This window comes from Undibacterium sp. KW1, assembly GCF_009937955.1.
Lineage (GTDB): Bacteria > Pseudomonadota > Gammaproteobacteria > Burkholderiales > Burkholderiaceae_D > Undibacterium.
This window is the reverse complement of sequence record NZ_AP018439.1, coordinates 2041518-2056077: the sequence shown is the minus strand read 5'-3', so window position 1 is coordinate 2056077 and position 14560 is coordinate 2041518. Positions and strand designations below refer to the sequence as shown.

Here is a 14560-nt window from a genome sequence, read left to right as displayed (position 1 = left end):
AGAAAAAAACACATGGAGAATAAAGAACAAAAGAATAAGCCCATGCGTGCCGACTGGTGGACAAAAACGCTGTCTGGCATGGTCTTGGGCTTTACGCTGGCGCTGGCAGTATCCGGCTTGTTTGCCTGGTTGGGCCCGGGTGGCATAGCTGCACCACAAAAAGTACAGTTTGTCATGTGGCTGATCACGCCGATATGGATGCTGATACTCAGCATGATTTATCTGGTACGCACTGGCCTACGTGCATTGACAGGGCTGCTGATTGCCAATGCGCTGGCCTATGCCTTGCTGTTCCTTGTCAAAACTTGGTCGGGTAGTCAATGAAAATCAGAAGTGACATCTTGCGTGTCTATCAATCCTTGCATACCTGGGTAGGAATCAGTGCAGGCCTCTTGCTGTTCATCGGTTTTTTTGCCGGTGCCCTGACCATGTTCAAGCAACCACTGGATCATTGGGTCAGCCCGCCAGCACCGTTGCCTGCCATGACCAGCGAACAGCACATCGACAGCCTGGCACTACAAGCGCTGGCACAACACACTGCTGCGCACAAGGGTTTCACCGTGCATCTGGGGCAGCATGACAATACTGCCGCGACCATGAGCTGGACAGCAGGCAGGCCGGGGCGTGAGCTGGATTTCTCAGGCAAGCAATGGACTGCCAGCCTTGATGAAACTGGTAAGCTGCAGGCGAAAGAAGAACTGCCATCCATCCTGGCGCAAATGATAGACATGTTGCACAGAACGGGCGGCATACCTGGAGAAATAGGTGATGAATACCTGGGTGGCTATCTCATGGGCGTGGCAGGTATTTTGTACTTCCTGGCTTTAGTATCCGGCGTGATTTTATTACTGCCTACCCTTGTCAAGGATTTCTTTGCCCTGCGTCCTGGCAAAAACCGCAAACGTTTCTGGCTGGATGCCCACAATATCATCGGCATTACCAGCCTGCCCTATCATATCGTCATCAGTGTCACCGTCATTGTATTTGCCTTTCATGACCAGTTTTACGACAGCCTGGCAGAGGTAGTCTATAAAGACCAGGCCATGTTTGGCACGCCACCAGCAGCAGCTGCCAAACCCTATGAAGCCAAAGACATGCTGCCGCTGACCAGTATCATCAGCAAGGTCAAGGCAGAAGCAGGTGATTCGAGAATTTCAGAGATACAGTTCTTTGGACTGGAAAGCCCACGCCCTATGGCCAGGGTAGCGCTTGTCAATCCACGCTATCTGGTGCAAGGGCCAGAAGCTGGCTACCTCATCGTACATCCCTATACTGGTGTCGTCATCAATGCCAGCATGTTGCCAGGCAAGGAAAGCCCCTGGAGCGCCATCGTCGGCCCCTTCTTCTCTCTTCATTTCGGCAGTTATGGCGGCGACATGATGCGCTGGGTGTATTTCGCGTTTGGCCTCAGTGGTGCCTTCCTGTTTTATTCGGGTAATTTGTTGTGGCTGGAAAAGCGCCGCAAAGTACAACGCCCAAATCAGGCACTTCCCTTACAAACTCTGTCTACCAGGTTGATGGCTGCTGGCACAGTTGGTGTGTGCCTGGGCACAGTGGCAGGCGTATGCTTCACTCTGGTGGCAGGCAAATTATTTGCTGCCACGGCAAAGAATATCAATTTCGTCTATTTATTTGTCTACTACAGCGTCTTCCTCGGCGCACTGGCCTGGGCATATATACGGGGGGCTGCCCGTTCTTCAGTTGACTTGCTATGGCTGTGCGTGATTGCAGCACTGTCCATCCCTTGCAGCTCTGCATTCATGACCTTGCGATCTGCACCCAATAGCACTGGCCTTGGTGTGGAACTGGTTGCCATTGCAATGACGCTGGCATTTATCTTCGCGGCACGCAAGACCGGCAAGCGTATCAGGGATGAAGCAAAAGACAGTGTCTGGTCTTTGCAGACAAGCACCTGACACTTTCTTTAAATTTAGCTTGACCTTGGAGTAAGCACCAGGGTTCAACATAGTCTCTCCTAATTCCGGAGAGACTTATGCAACTGAAAAATTACCTGCGCATCGTGCGCGCCAGCGCCTGGTATGACCTGATTGTCACCATAGGTTTTGCCACACCCTGGAGTTTCACACTGATCCACCAAAGCCTGACGCAACTCAATAGCAGCCTGGGCATTGCAGGCGAATTCCCCGCTTTCGCTGCAGCCCATGTGCTGATGGCAAATCTGCTGGGATCTATCGTCACGATCTGGGCTATCTTGCGCCTGCGCAACGCACGTATGGAATATGGCCGCTATGACGCTGCCGGGCGTATACTGTTCAGCATGTGGCAGTTATATGCGGTTGCTCATGGAGCCAGCCAGATCATATTGGCCTTCACCGTGTTTGAAATTGCTTTTGGGATTGCGCAATTACTACCTGTCAAAAAACAGGCAGTAATTGATTAGAGTTTTTGCAAAGCATCCAGCAAAGGTGTGCAAGCATCTGCCACCCTGTTCAGGCTGAGTTCACGCAATGCAGCCAGATCGCCCCTGTGCTCGCTTTCCAGTCCCGCCCAGGCCAACAAGGCAGCACAAGCTTCTGGGTGGTCGAACAGGCCGTGCAGGTAGGTGCCGAGTATCAGGTCGTCTGGTGAGCGCGCGCCTTCGTCTTCGCCGTTGATGGTGAAGACAGGCTGCGTGTCATTGCTGGCATAGGTGATACCCATATGGATTTCGTAGCCGCTGACCTGAGCAGTGCTGGCGTTGAATGCGCAAACCCCTGTCACTTGCTGCAGACGTTTTTCCTGCGTCAGCTCTGTGGTAATGTCTAATAGACCCAGTCCATCAGAATCACCAGCCTGCCCTTCTACGCCGTGCGGGTCGCTGATGACTTGGCCCAGCATTTGATAGCCGCCACAAATGCCTATGACTTTACCGCCATAGCGCAAATGCTTTTCCAGCACAGGCTGCCAGCCCTGCGCCTGCAGGAATGCCAGGTCGGCTCGGGTGTTTTTACTGCCCGGCAGGATGATCAGATCGGCAGGCGGTATCGTCCTGTCCGGGCCTATGAATTGCAGATCGACATCAGGGTGTGCGCGCAGTGCATCGAAGTCCGTATGGTTGGATATACGTGGTATGGCAGGCACAATGATGCGGAACTTGCCCGCATTGCCCTGGCTGGACTGTATCGCGTCTTCAGCATCGAGTTGCAGGCCATGCAGGTAAGGCAGGACTGCCAATACAGGTTTGCCGGTTTTTTGCTCCAGCCATTCAAGACCAGGTTCCAGTAAACGGATATCGCCGCGAAAGCGGTTGATGACAAAGCCAATGATGCGCTTTTGTTCTGATGCAGACAGGCAATCCAGGGTGCCGACGAAATGGGCAAACACACCGCCACGGTCTATATCAGCCACCAGGATGACGGGGCAATCGACGGCTTCAGCAAAACCCATGTTGGCGATATCGCGGTCACGCAAGTTCACTTCTGCCGGGCTACCCGCACCTTCAACGATAATCACCTCATATTGCTGTTGCAGGCGTTCATAGGATTCCAGCACCGCCCCCATGGCAATGGTCTTGTATTGGTGGTAATCACGCGCATCCATGTCTGCCCTGACCTTGCCGTGGATGATGACTTGCGCACCAGTGTCGGAAGAAGGTTTCAGCAAGACCGGGTTCATATCAGTATGCGCAGGTAAACCCGCAGCCATGGCCTGCAAGGCCTGGGCGCGGCCTATCTCGCCGCCGTCAATGGTCACAGCACTGTTGAGCGCCATGTTTTGCGGCTTCATTGGAACAACGTGCACACCCTGGCGGTACAACAGGCGGCACAGGGCAGCAACCACCGTGCTTTTGCCAGCGTCAGAAGTCGTACCTTGCACCATCAGCGTGGATATTTTCATAGGATAAATTTCTTGTTCAAACGGCCTGTGCAGACTGCCATTCAGCAATCAGTATATGCAATTGCACCAGTCCATGCTGTACCGCTGATGGGCCGGGCGAAAGTATATCTGCCGATTTAATTTCCAGCACCCTGCCATTTCTTACAGCAGGGATATTATCCCAGCCTTCACGGGCAATCACGCTGTCAGGCCGGAACTTCTTGCCACACCAGGAGCCGATGATGATATCTGGTGCACGCCGTATGATTTCTGCAGGGTCGGCAATAATGCGCTCTCGGGCACTATGATGCTGCGCCAGGTCAGCAAAAGCATCTTCACCACCAGCGATATGGATGAGTTCTGACACCCAGCCTATGCAGGACATCAGTGGATCATTCCATTCTTCAAAATAGATTTTTGGTCGGCGTGTCCAGCCTGCGCTTTGCTGTTTGACAGTTGCAATTTGCAATTCCAGTTCTGCGATCAGCGCAGACCCTTGCTCCTGCTTGCCAACCAGGTTCGCCAATACCCTGATCATATGCAAAATACCGCCAACGTCGCGCTGGTTGAAGGCATGCACTTCTATGCCGGCACTGATCAGATCACGCGAAATCTCAGATTGCATATTTGAATAGGCAATCACAAGATCAGGCTTCACAGCCAGTATGCGGTCTATCTGCGCAGAAGAAAAACCACTGACCTTGGGTTTTTCATCGCGGGCGCGGGCCGGTCTGGTGGTATAGCCAGAGATGCCAGCCACAAAATCTTCTGCTCCCAGGGCGTACAAGACTTCTACCGCTTCTGTAGAAAGACAGGCAATGCGTTGATACATGCTGGCTGAATTCATTTCGTCCCTTGTGGTTGTGCTACGGCTTTATCGCGCTTTTGCCTGGCTTGCTCCAATGCCTGGCATATCAACTTGGCTCCTTCGATAATACGTGGACCAGATCGATTGACGAGATCACCCTCAATGCCGATCAGATTGCTATTTTTTGTCGCCAGCAAGCTAGGGAAAGTCTTCCATTGCTCGACACCACTCACGGCCTGGGTTTTGCTGTCGCCGGTGATGATGACCTCAGGATTTTCCTGCAAGACTGCTTCTGTACCTACCACGGGCGCGGTAGTGGCTAGCTTACCAAAAATATTTTCGCCTCCGCAGGTACGAATAGCGTCGCTGACGATGTGACTATCATTCAGGGTATAGAGTGGCTTCCCCCAGACCTGATAGAAAACCTTGACCTTGCTTTTATTCTGGTACTGGCTGTTCAGTTGCTGCACTTGCTGCCTGAATTCTGCCGCCGCTATCTGCGCCTGTTTTTCTGTGCCAAACAAACTGCCAAACTTGAGCAAAGTTTCTGCCACATTATCAAGCTTGTGGGGCTCACTGAAAAAATAAGGAATGCCGGAATTGTGCAACATTTCCAGTTGGCGCTCGTATGCCCCATGCATCCATACGATGAGCAAATCCGGTTTCATCGCCAGTATGCGTTCAATATCCAGTTGGCGATTGTCCCCAACACGCGGGATATTTTTTGCCGCCGCCGGATAATCACTGTACTTGACTGTACCAATGATCCTTTCACCCGCACCTGCGACATAAATCATTTCCGTCACATGCGGCGATAAACTGATAATCCGCTGCGCAGGCTTGGCCAGGGTTACCTGATTACCCATGTCGTCAGTCACCGTAATAGCTGCGTGCGAATGTGCAGTTAATACAACAAATCCAACCGCCATCATTACGTTTAATAACCTGGACATAAACTTCCCATATTCAAAATATAAAACCGAAATACATCTCTGAATTTTCTCTGTGCTTACTCTGTGGTGTAGCAGGGAATTCGAATGGCATGCCATTCGCCTGCGAAACGAAGATTTCCTAAGAGAAATCTTTCCTCCCTAGCTGTCTCTGTGGTGAGTGGCTTTAAAGATTTAACTCACACCATTCATCCAGACCAAGCTCCAACCGCAACCACCCCGCTTCACTGCCAGGCAAGCCAAAACGCAAACCATGCGGCCTGTGTGGCCCTTGCGCAAACCAGCGCAACCAGATGCCGCGTTCTGCCATGAACTGCCACAACTGTTCCGATTTATTATTTAAGTCTTGATGACTGCACCACTGGAACAAATCAGTACCTGATGAACGGATGTCATGCGTTTTCAAGAGCTGACGCAGTCGCTCACCATCCTGCTGCAAGCGTCGCGCTGTCTGCATTTGCCATTGCCGGTCATTCAAAGCAGCGATGGCGATTTGCTGGGCAGGTCCGCTGACACTCCAGGGGCCAAGATAATTTGCTAATTGCTGTAACAGATTTTTTTCAGCAGCCACAAAACCCAGGCGTATACCTGCCAGGCCAAAGAACTTGCCTACCGAACGCAAGACGATCAGGCCAGGCTGGTCTGCATGAGTAGCAACGCTGATATCAGGTACGGTATCAGCAAAAGCTTCATCAACCACTAGCCAGCCACCACGCCCTGCCAGTTGTGCAGCCCAGCGCAAAAGCTGAGCTGCCGGGATAAATTCACCCGTAGGATTATTGGGATTACACAGCACCACGACATCCGCCTGCTCGACGGCTGCATCCAGTTCTGCATATCTGCACTCTGTCACCGCGTGACCAGCTTGCCGCCATTGGTAAGCATGTTCAGCATAGCTCGGGGCAGACACGACGACCCGCGCTGCCGGACGCAAGCGTGGCAGGGCCTGTATCACCGCTTGTGATCCCGCCACTGCCAGCATCTGTGGTGCGCGATAATAAGCCTGTGCCGCTTTTACCAGTGCATCGGAATATTCAGGCAAGCGATGCCAGGCATTTGCTGCGAGTTGTGGTGCAGGATAAAAGTGCGGATTGATACCTGTCGATAAGTCCAGCCAGTCTTCCAGAGGCCGGCCAAAATGGCGCACGGCATCGCGCAGGTTGCCACCGTGTTCAAGCATGGATAACTCCACTCAAAAATAAAGCGGCCAGCAAGGCTATGCCACACCACAAGGCGGCGCCAGTTTCTACCAGACGCAGAGCACGCAAAATATCAATCGCCTTTGCTGTATCACCTTCACCCAGCGGTGGACGAACTTCTGCCACGCCGTCATAACTGGCAGCACCACCCAGCGCCAGGCCAAGCGCACCGGCACCGGCGGCCATTACTGGCCCCGCATTAGGGCTGGGCCATCCGAGTGCCTGACGCTGCCAGCATTGCCATGCCAGACGGGTTTTGCCCAATGTGGCATAGGTGCATGCAGTCAGACGCGCGGGTAGCAAGTTCATGACATCATCAATGCGTGCCGCAACACAACCAAAACGCAGGAAGCGCGTGGAGCGATAACCCCACATGGCATCGAGAGTATTTACGAGGCGGTACAAAACTGCACCGGGGCCACCCAGCAAGATGAACCAGAACAAGGTGGCAAAGACAGCATCGCAGCCATTTTCGAGCACGGATTCGACACTGGCCTTGGCCAGGTAAGCTTCATCTGCATCGTCAGTATCGCGACTGACGATATAAGAAGTGCGTTTTCTCGCTTCGGTCAAATCAGCCGCCTGCAAGGCAGTGGCGATGGCGGCATTATGTTCATGCAGGCTGCGCAAACCCAGACAAAAATAAAGCATTACGATGTGCAATATAGCCGCCAGCCAATAGTTGAAATATTGAACCAACAGCAGTACCAGTACACTTAATGCAAGCAGTGGCAAAACCGCCAGACACCATGCCAAAGCACCGGTCCAGCGGCTGGCTGTTGGTGTATTCAAGCGGCGTTCTATGGAATTTACCAGATTGCCAAAACCCACCAGAGGATGACATTTGCGCACTTCGCCCAGCGCCAAGTCCAGCAAAATACCCAGCAACAGGCATAGCACCATGACCACGCCATCCAGCATCAACATGGCTGGCCTTTCAAGTACAGTGGCAAACCGGCAGCGACCAAGACTACATTGTCTGCAATGGCAGCGACAGACTGGTTCAGTCGCCCCGCTTCATCGACAAACCAGCGCGACACTGCCCCCATCGGGACGATGCCCATGCCGACTTCATTCGATACCAGGATAATTTGCCCCGGTGCCTGCACCAGTGCATCCAGCAAAGCCTGACGTTGCACGGCAAACTGTGGAGGTGGCGTGATGTGACCTATCTCGGGAAAATTTGTTGATTCTGAAAACAGCAGATTCGACAACCAGACTGTCAGGCAATCGACGAGGATGATGTTGTCTGCCCGGCTGCGCGCCATGATGGTAGAACCCAGCTCCAGGCTTTGTTCCAGCGTGCCCCAGTCTGCCGGGCGGCGTTCGCGGTGGTGGGCAATACGCTCCTGCATTTCCGTATCGCCTGCCTTGGCAGTTGCCAGGTAAAGCACCTGTTGATTACCGTCACTGAGTCTGCTTGCCAGTTGTTCAGCAAACGCACTCTTGCCCGAACGTGCACCACCAAAAATCAGGCTGGTACGGTGTGTGGTTTTCATACTGCATCTCTTAAGAAGAATGCTGCCGTTGCCGCTGGATTGGAAGCAAAGTAGGCATGAAAATAAGAAGCGCGCACATTGCCCAACTTGTAAATAGCCTCGCCTTGCTGCTGGGTAGCATGCTTGATGGTATGGCTGGTGGCAGCCAACGTGGTTTCAAAACGCGAATAATGAAAGGTATGCCCGCGCAATTCACCCTGCGGTGTAGCCAGGGCTTGTGCACCCAGCGCTGCCAGCCGTTTTTGCATGATGACTTTACCTGGCAAGATACCCGCCATGGGCCAGCTATGTTCCTGTTGATCCACCAGACCCTCGGTAATCGCCATCATGCCGCCACACTCTGCCAATATAGGCATGCCCTTGGCATGAGCAGCACGCAGCGAAACCAGCCAGTTGCTGGCCTGCGTCAGTGTCTCTGCATGCAATTCAGGATAGCCGCCTGGCAGATACAGGGCATCTGCTTGCGGTGGGACTGCTTCATCAGCCAAAGGTGAAAAGAAAACCAGCTCGGCACCCAGCCCTATCAGGCATTCAGTATTGGCTGGATAGATAAAAGCAAATGCAGCGTCGCGCGCAATGGCGATGGTCTTGCCTGCCAGGTTGGCGGCTGACTGAGATACATGCTGAGATGCATGTTCACGCAATTCAACACTGGTATCCGGCAAGGCATTCCAGGCTTGCATATCCAGTTCCAGGCTGTCGGCCATGGCATCAAGTATGGCTTCAATGCGGTCTACTTCCTGTGGCAAGACCAGCCCCAGATGGCGCTCGGGCAACGCTTCTTCCTGTCTACGCAGACTGCCGAGCAAGGGTATATCGCGCATGGCAGCCGCTACCATGTTGGCATGACCTTCAGAGGCGATGCGGTTGGCAATGACACCAGCCAGATGAACAGGCCCAAAATCACGCAATCCCATGGCAAGCGCACCTACAGTCTGCGCCATGGCAGAGGCATCAAGCACGGCCACGACAGGTACGCCAAAGGCGCGCGCCAGATCAGCCGTTGAGGGGTTGCCGTCATACAGACCCATGACGCCTTCGATGAGAATGACATCGGCATCCAGCGCAGCGCGTGCCAGCATACCTTCAGAACCTGCCTGCCCTACCATCCACAAATCCAGTGAATGTACGGGAGAGCCGCAAGCACGTTCCAGCATCATGGGGTCGATAAAATCCGGCCCGGTTTTAAATACGCGTACTGTCTTGCCGAGTTTGACGAGTTTGCGGGCCAGTGCTGCGGTAGTCGTGGTTTTACCCTGACCAGATGCGATGGCCGATATCAGTACGACCTTGGCACTGGGCCTTACCATTCCACGCCCGCCTGTGCCACGATGCCTTCTTTGAAGGCATGTTTGATGACGTTCATTTCTGTGACGGTATCGGCAATCGCAATAATCTCTGGCAATGCACCACGACCGGTGACGGCCACGTGCTGCATTTCCGGCCTGCCATCGAGATCATCAATGACCATCTGCAAATCCAGGTAATGATATTTGAGGGCGATATTGAGTTCGTCCAGTACGACCAGGCCTATGCTTGGGTCATTAAGAAAGCGTTTTGCCTGTTCCCACGCAACTGCGGCTTTTTCCATATCACGTTCGCGGTTCTGGGTGACCCAGGTATAACCTTCGCCCATGGCATGGAATTCGACTTCATCAGGAAAACGGCGCAAGAAAATTTCTTCTCCTGTCGACATTGCGCCCTTGATGAACTGCACCACGCCTACCTTCATGCCATGCCCCATAGCACGCATGACCATGCCAAAGGCGCTGGAACTTTTACCCTTACCATTGCCGGTATGTACCAGCAAGACACCGGTCTTGCGCTGGGCTTTTTCTATCTTTTCATCCATCATCGCTTTCTTGCGCTGCATGCGGCGTTCATGACGGGTGTTGATGTTATCGGTTTCGGTATCTGGCTTGGGAGGCAATGCACTTGTCATGGTGGTAGTTTCTCGTGTGTTTAGTTTTGCGGCAGGAAGATGGTTTGCCCGCCATGGGTGAAGCGTTCTATTGGGTGTCCCAGACAGAGACTGAGTTGGGATGCACTGAATATGTCATCTGCAGGCCCGGCTTGCCAGTTGCCATCGCCCATCAGCAACAGAGCATGGGTGGCAATGCGATAAGCCATATTGAGGTCATGGCTGACCATGACGACGGCCTTGTTTTGCTGTGCATCTGCTTTACTGCACAAGCGGGCAAACAATTGCATGACGCTGACCTGGTGTCCAAGATCAAGCGCACTCGCCGGTTCATCCAGCAACATCCATTTGGCATCCTGGGCCAGCAAGGCGGCAATCGCGACGCGCTGTCTTTCACCGCCAGACAGGCTGCGCACATCGCGGTCTGCCATATCGGCGACATCCATTTCACGCAAGGAAGCCATGGCAAGATCCATGTCGTCATTGTTTTCCCAGTAATGCGCATTCTGGTAAGGATGACGGGCGCTAAGTACCGTATCCAGTGCAGAATAACCAAAGGCATCCACCCTGCCCTGCGGCAAGAAAGAACGCGCACGCGCAAGCGCTGTCAATGACCAGTCTGGCAGCGGTTTGTCACGCAGGCAAATCTGCCCGCTTTCTATGGGACGCAAACCAGCCAGTGTACGCAGCAAGGTGCTTTTGCCAGCACCATTGCGGCCTATGATGCACCAGCATTCACCTGGCTGTATTTGCCAGTTGAGTTCACGCACCAGTACGCGCTTGCCTACCGATAAATTCAGGTTGCGGATATCCATCAGCGCCTCCGCAACTGATGCAATTGCAGCAGGAACATCGGCACGCCTACCAGGGCAGTAATGACGCCCACTGGCAACTGCTGTGGCGCGACCACGGTACGAGCCACTGTATCTGCCAACACCAGGAAACAGCCGCCAGCCAGGGTCGCAGCAGGTGCCAGCAAACGGTGATCCGGCCCCCAGGCAAAGCGGCAGATATGCGGCATGATGAGACCAACAAAACCTATGCTGCCTGCATTGCTGACCGCACTCGCCGTCAGCAATGCAGAGCATAAAAACAGCAGTTGCCGCAAACGACCAATATTGACACCCAGGGTGCTTGCATTGTCGGCATACATGGCTGCGACATTGATGGAACGCGCATTGCGCATGACGAACATTAATATGGCACCAAGTATCAACCAGGGCAGATAACGTGACTGGGTATTCGACAGATCACCTATCATCCAGAACACCATGCCGCGCAAACGACTGTCTGGCGCGATCGACAGCATGAGAGTGATGATGGCACCGCAACCGGTAGCGACGATGACGCCGGTCAGCAACAGGATAGGTGCACTGCCATCGGTACTACCCGCACCACGCAAGTCGCGGTAAGCCAGGCCGAACAATAACAGCGCCACAGTAATTGCACCGGCAAAGGCCGCCACATCGACCAGCCAGAATGCACCGAAAAACAAGATGGTCGCCAGCGCGCCGACAGATGCGCCACCGGATATACCGAGCACATAAGGATCAGCCAGCGGATTGCGTAATAGCGCCTGCATCATGACGCCAGCCAGTGCCAGTGTGGCACCGGTCACAAAACCAGTCAGCGCACGTCCCAGGCGCAAATCAAGCAGGCTGCCAGGCAGGGTTGTTGGTGGACCACGCAGCAATTCCAGCAAGGCTTGCCATAATTCAGCAAAGCTCAGGGACACTGAACCGCAGACGCAGGCAATCAATATGCTGCCTACAGCGGCGGCGAATAGAATAGGGAGAACCAGCCCGGCACGTTGAGCGACCGCCATCCTGGGGGATTGCTTGCGCTGTCGTGCAGAAAAAAAAGACGCTATCATTAGTCTGGTCCAAAGGTAAAACAGGTTTTGATGTGCAGCATCTTTTAAAAACCAGACCTGCACATCAGCTTATCAGCTTGCTGATGTGATGGGCGATGCAGCCATATCCGCCACATCGCATCACATCAATGCCAGACTTATTTAAAGCCGTAGCTCACGCCAACAAATACATTGGAACCGGCTGTTGCATAGCCTCTTGCCAGTTCATAGTCCTTGTTCAGGGCATTATTCCAGCGTGCCAGCACCGTTGTATTTTTTGCGATTTCATAGCGAGCATACAGGTTCAGCAACTGATAGGAAGCAAGAGTTCTGCTGTTAGCAGCATCATCAAAACGCTCTCCAGAGAAGATTATTTCCACACCAATTTTTGCGCTAGGCAAAGCATATTCTGCGGCAAAAGTACCATGCTGTTTGGAGCGGCGTGCCAGGCGTTTGCCTGTTGTGTCATCTTTAGGATTCTGGAAGTCAATGGAACCACGCAATGTCAAGTCAGCAAAGCGTGTACTACCACCTATACTCAAACCAGACAATGTCGCTTTATTGACGTTGCGCGCGCAACCAAAAGTATAACCTGCTGGACAATCTGCAGAACCAGCAGAAATCAACAGATCAGTTGCCTTGTTTTGATAGTACACCGCACTTAACTGAGTATCACCTTGCTCAAAATACGCACCGATTTCTGCATTCTTTGCTTTTTCCGGTTTGTTGGTGGCAACACCATAATTAGGGTAATACAATTCATTGAAAGTAGGCGCTCTGAAGCTGGTGCCATAACTGGCATTGACGCGCAGAGCATCAGTGAAACGATAGCCGTAAGCTATGCTGCCAGTCGTATTGGAGCCGTATTGCGAGCTACGGTCATTACGTATGCTGGCACTGGCCAGATGAGCGTCTTGCTTGAACACATAAGATGCAGCAAAAGAGTTAGTCGTCCGCTTGCCATTCAGAGCCAAAGTAGGTGTATCGACGTTTTCTTCCCGTGTTTCTGCAATAACTTGCAATGTGTCTTTACCGATGCGAATGTCATTTTGGATGCTCAGACTATCCTGCACCGTGCTAATCTGGCTGTAGCTATACTTTGTGCTGGTAACAGATTCTGTTGCCCCTTTGTCAGTAGCTTTGGCTACTTGCAGAGAAGCTGTCCAATTATCAGTAAACTTGCCACGACCAAATACGGCAATAGTTTCCAATGTCGAAATTGAACGGTCTTCACGATTTAAGCCGGAATCATATTGTGCATTATTACGGCTGTGCAAAATACTCGCGCCGAGTTCATAACCCTTGCTGATCTCCCATACCATACGGCCATTAAAACTATCCAGTTTGTAGCCGTCTTTGTCAGGGTTATAGCCAAAATCCGCTGTTGGCTTGGTCGCAGAAAACCCCTCGCTCTCTTCGTGGCCAGCATTCAAGCTGAGACTGAGATTATTGGCCACAGAACCAAAGATACCCGCCTGCAATTTACGCGTGCCATAGCTACCCAAACCAGCCGACACGGTAGGAGAGAGAACACCAGTACCTTTTTTGGTGAATATCTGAATAACACCACCCATGGCATCAGCACCATACAGGCTTGACAGTGGGCCATACACGACTTCAATACGGTCTATCTGTGACAATGGAATGGAAGACCAGGTAGCACCGCCGGTAGTGGAGGAACCGATGCGTACGCCATCAATCAACACCACGTTTTGCGCATTGTTACCACCGCGCATGAAGACGGAAGCTGTCGTGCCAGGGCCACCATTGCGGGCGATTTCTATGCCACGTTGCTGTTGCAAGAGATCAACAACAGAAGCAGCGCCGGATTTGGCAATGTCTTCCGCCGTGATAACGACGTTGTCAGCCAACACATCCTTGGCGGCCTGGGTCTGGCGACCAGCGGTAATCACCACGCTGGAAGCAGCGCCTAGAGCAGCAGTTTGTGCAAAAGCGAAGGTGGATGGGAATGCAGCAGCAATGGCCAGACTAATGGCAAGCGGTTTGAATACAGATGTCATGATATTTCAGAAAAAATAGAGCAAGTAACCGACGTCCCCGCAGGCTACTTTGAACAAAGCAATAAGGACAATTAGTCGTCAGCGACAGGGCCACGCAGGCAGCCTGTGCTGTCAGGATTTCACACCATGCCAATCAACGGCAATGCATGCGTTTCTGTTTAACGAAATTTCCCCGTCCGTATTGCTTCACTTATTCTGGCCGGTATCCGGGCTGACAAGTATCACCATCTGACCTTCCCATGCACTTAGCACAGTGGTATTGGAAAATGGCTGGCTGCGTATGAGCGACATAAGTCTTCTGAATTCGCAGCAACTTGTACACCGTTGCGGGGGCAGCACACTTTTGCAAGAGCTTAGTGTTTCCCGTTTAACCGCAGATATGAATATACCCGCGAGCACCAAAACCCCGCCATTCTATAGACAGATGGGGGTAGCCGCAAGTTTGGCAGGTTTAAAAACTGACGCAACTCAGTTTATTAACTTATTGAAAACAA

General features: G+C 52.6%; 14 protein-coding genes and 1 riboswitch. Of the genes, 3 read left to right on the top strand and 11 right to left on the bottom strand.

Translation table 11 applies throughout. The annotated features are described in order from the left end of the window. Positions 1–12: 12 nt before the first annotated feature. The 3 genes from UNDKW_RS09120 to UNDKW_RS09110 all read left to right on the top strand — a co-directional run bounded on the left by UNDKW_RS09120 (position 13) and on the right by UNDKW_RS09110 (position 2401). The gene (locus UNDKW_RS09120) at positions 13–324 is read left to right on the top strand and encodes a hypothetical protein (protein ID WP_162058442.1); all 312 of its coding nucleotides are present in this window, start codon (positions 13–15) and stop codon (positions 322–324) included. Next, positions 321–1916, top strand: coding sequence for a PepSY domain-containing protein (locus UNDKW_RS09115; protein WP_174247580.1), 1596 nt, complete (start codon positions 321–323; stop codon positions 1914–1916). The genes UNDKW_RS09120 and UNDKW_RS09115 overlap by 4 nt, the downstream gene beginning before the upstream one ends. Before the next feature lie 77 nt (positions 1917–1993). After that, positions 1994–2401, top strand: coding sequence for a hypothetical protein (locus tag UNDKW_RS09110; RefSeq protein WP_162058441.1), 408 nt, complete (start codon positions 1994–1996; stop codon positions 2399–2401). On the opposite strand, the gene UNDKW_RS09105 is transcribed toward UNDKW_RS09110, so the two are convergent. The 11 genes from UNDKW_RS09105 to UNDKW_RS09055 form a co-directional block, all read right to left on the bottom strand. After that, the gene (locus UNDKW_RS09105; protein ID WP_162061852.1) at positions 2398–3819 is read right to left on the bottom strand and encodes a cobyric acid synthase; all 1422 of its coding nucleotides are present in this window, start codon (positions 3817–3819) and stop codon (positions 2398–2400) included. The genes UNDKW_RS09110 and UNDKW_RS09105 overlap by 4 nt on opposite strands. A 34-nt stretch (positions 3820–3853) precedes the next feature. After that, positions 3854–4663 (bottom strand): cobalamin-binding protein, encoded by an 810-nt coding sequence (locus UNDKW_RS09100; protein WP_162058440.1) that lies wholly within the window; start codon positions 4661–4663, stop codon positions 3854–3856. Next, the gene (locus tag UNDKW_RS09095; protein WP_162058439.1) at positions 4660–5577 is read right to left on the bottom strand and encodes a cobalamin-binding protein; all 918 of its coding nucleotides are present in this window, start codon (positions 5575–5577) and stop codon (positions 4660–4662) included. Before UNDKW_RS09095 ends, UNDKW_RS09100 begins: the two co-directional genes overlap by 4 nt. A gap of 163 nt (positions 5578–5740) precedes the next feature. Next, positions 5741–6754, bottom strand: a complete 1014-nt coding sequence (cobD, locus tag UNDKW_RS09090) for a threonine-phosphate decarboxylase CobD (RefSeq protein ID WP_162058438.1) — start codon at positions 6752–6754, stop codon at positions 5741–5743. After that, entirely contained in the window at positions 6747–7694 is a 948-nt protein-coding gene (cbiB, locus tag UNDKW_RS09085) for an adenosylcobinamide-phosphate synthase CbiB (protein WP_162061851.1), read from the bottom strand. Before cbiB ends, cobD begins: the two co-directional genes overlap by 8 nt. Beyond that, complete coding sequence (cobU, locus tag UNDKW_RS09080) at positions 7694–8272, bottom strand: bifunctional adenosylcobinamide kinase/adenosylcobinamide-phosphate guanylyltransferase (protein WP_162058437.1); 579 nt, start codon at positions 8270–8272, stop codon at positions 7694–7696. The genes cbiB and cobU overlap by 1 nt, the downstream gene beginning before the upstream one ends. Continuing rightward, positions 8269–9582 (bottom strand): cobyrinate a,c-diamide synthase, encoded by a 1314-nt coding sequence (locus tag UNDKW_RS09075; RefSeq protein ID WP_162058436.1) that lies wholly within the window; start codon positions 9580–9582, stop codon positions 8269–8271. The genes cobU and UNDKW_RS09075 overlap by 4 nt, the downstream gene beginning before the upstream one ends. Further along, the gene (cobO, locus tag UNDKW_RS09070; protein WP_162058435.1) at positions 9576–10214 is read right to left on the bottom strand and encodes a cob(I)yrinic acid a,c-diamide adenosyltransferase; all 639 of its coding nucleotides are present in this window, start codon (positions 10212–10214) and stop codon (positions 9576–9578) included. The genes UNDKW_RS09075 and cobO overlap by 7 nt, the downstream gene beginning before the upstream one ends. A gap of 20 nt (positions 10215–10234) precedes the next feature. Further along, positions 10235–11008 (bottom strand): ABC transporter ATP-binding protein, encoded by a 774-nt coding sequence (locus UNDKW_RS09065; RefSeq protein ID WP_162058434.1) that lies wholly within the window; start codon positions 11006–11008, stop codon positions 10235–10237. Beyond that, positions 11008–12018: an iron ABC transporter permease gene (locus UNDKW_RS09060; protein ID WP_162061850.1), complete on the bottom strand. Its 1011-nt coding sequence runs from the start codon at positions 12016–12018 to the stop codon at positions 11008–11010. Before UNDKW_RS09060 ends, UNDKW_RS09065 begins: the two co-directional genes overlap by 1 nt. Positions 12019–12203: 185 nt before the next feature. Then, positions 12204–14066, bottom strand: a complete 1863-nt coding sequence (locus tag UNDKW_RS09055; RefSeq protein ID WP_162058433.1) for a TonB-dependent receptor domain-containing protein — start codon at positions 14064–14066, stop codon at positions 12204–12206. 179 nt (positions 14067–14245) lie between these two features. Beyond that, positions 14246–14484: riboswitch (cobalamin riboswitch) on the bottom strand. Positions 14485–14560 lie beyond the last annotated feature (76 nt).

Bases quoted from the DNA above. Each gene is read 5' to 3' on its own strand.
- UNDKW_RS09120 (WP_162058442.1), top strand. From the start codon at position 13: ATGGAGAATAAAGAACAAAAGAATAAGCCCATGCGTGCCGACTGGTGG.
- UNDKW_RS09115 (WP_174247580.1), top strand. From the start codon at position 321: ATGAAAATCAGAAGTGACATCTTGCGTGTCTATCAATCCTTGCATACC.
- UNDKW_RS09110 (WP_162058441.1), top strand. From the start codon at position 1,994: ATGCAACTGAAAAATTACCTGCGCATCGTGCGCGCCAGCGCCTGGTAT.
- UNDKW_RS09105 (WP_162061852.1), bottom strand. From the start codon at position 3,819: ATGGTGCAAGGTACGACTTCTGACGCTGGCAAAAGCACGGTGGTTGCT.
- UNDKW_RS09100 (WP_162058440.1), bottom strand. From the start codon at position 4,663: ATGAATTCAGCCAGCATGTATCAACGCATTGCCTGTCTTTCTACAGAA.
- UNDKW_RS09095 (WP_162058439.1), bottom strand. From the start codon at position 5,577: ATGTCCAGGTTATTAAACGTAATGATGGCGGTTGGATTTGTTGTATTA.
- cobD (WP_162058438.1), bottom strand. From the start codon at position 6,754: ATGCTTGAACACGGTGGCAACCTGCGCGATGCCGTGCGCCATTTTGGC.
- cbiB (WP_162061851.1), bottom strand. From the start codon at position 7,694: ATGCTGGATGGCGTGGTCATGGTGCTATGCCTGTTGCTGGGTATTTTG.
- cobU (WP_162058437.1), bottom strand. From the start codon at position 8,272: ATGAAAACCACACACCGTACCAGCCTGATTTTTGGTGGTGCACGTTCG.
- UNDKW_RS09075 (WP_162058436.1), bottom strand. From the start codon at position 9,582: ATGGTAAGGCCCAGTGCCAAGGTCGTACTGATATCGGCCATCGCATCT.
- cobO (WP_162058435.1), bottom strand. From the start codon at position 10,214: ATGACAAGTGCATTGCCTCCCAAGCCAGATACCGAAACCGATAACATC.
- UNDKW_RS09065 (WP_162058434.1), bottom strand. From the start codon at position 11,008: ATGGATATCCGCAACCTGAATTTATCGGTAGGCAAGCGCGTACTGGTG.
- UNDKW_RS09060 (WP_162061850.1), bottom strand. From the start codon at position 12,018: ATGGCGGTCGCTCAACGTGCCGGGCTGGTTCTCCCTATTCTATTCGCC.
- UNDKW_RS09055 (WP_162058433.1), bottom strand. From the start codon at position 14,066: ATGACATCTGTATTCAAACCGCTTGCCATTAGTCTGGCCATTGCTGCT.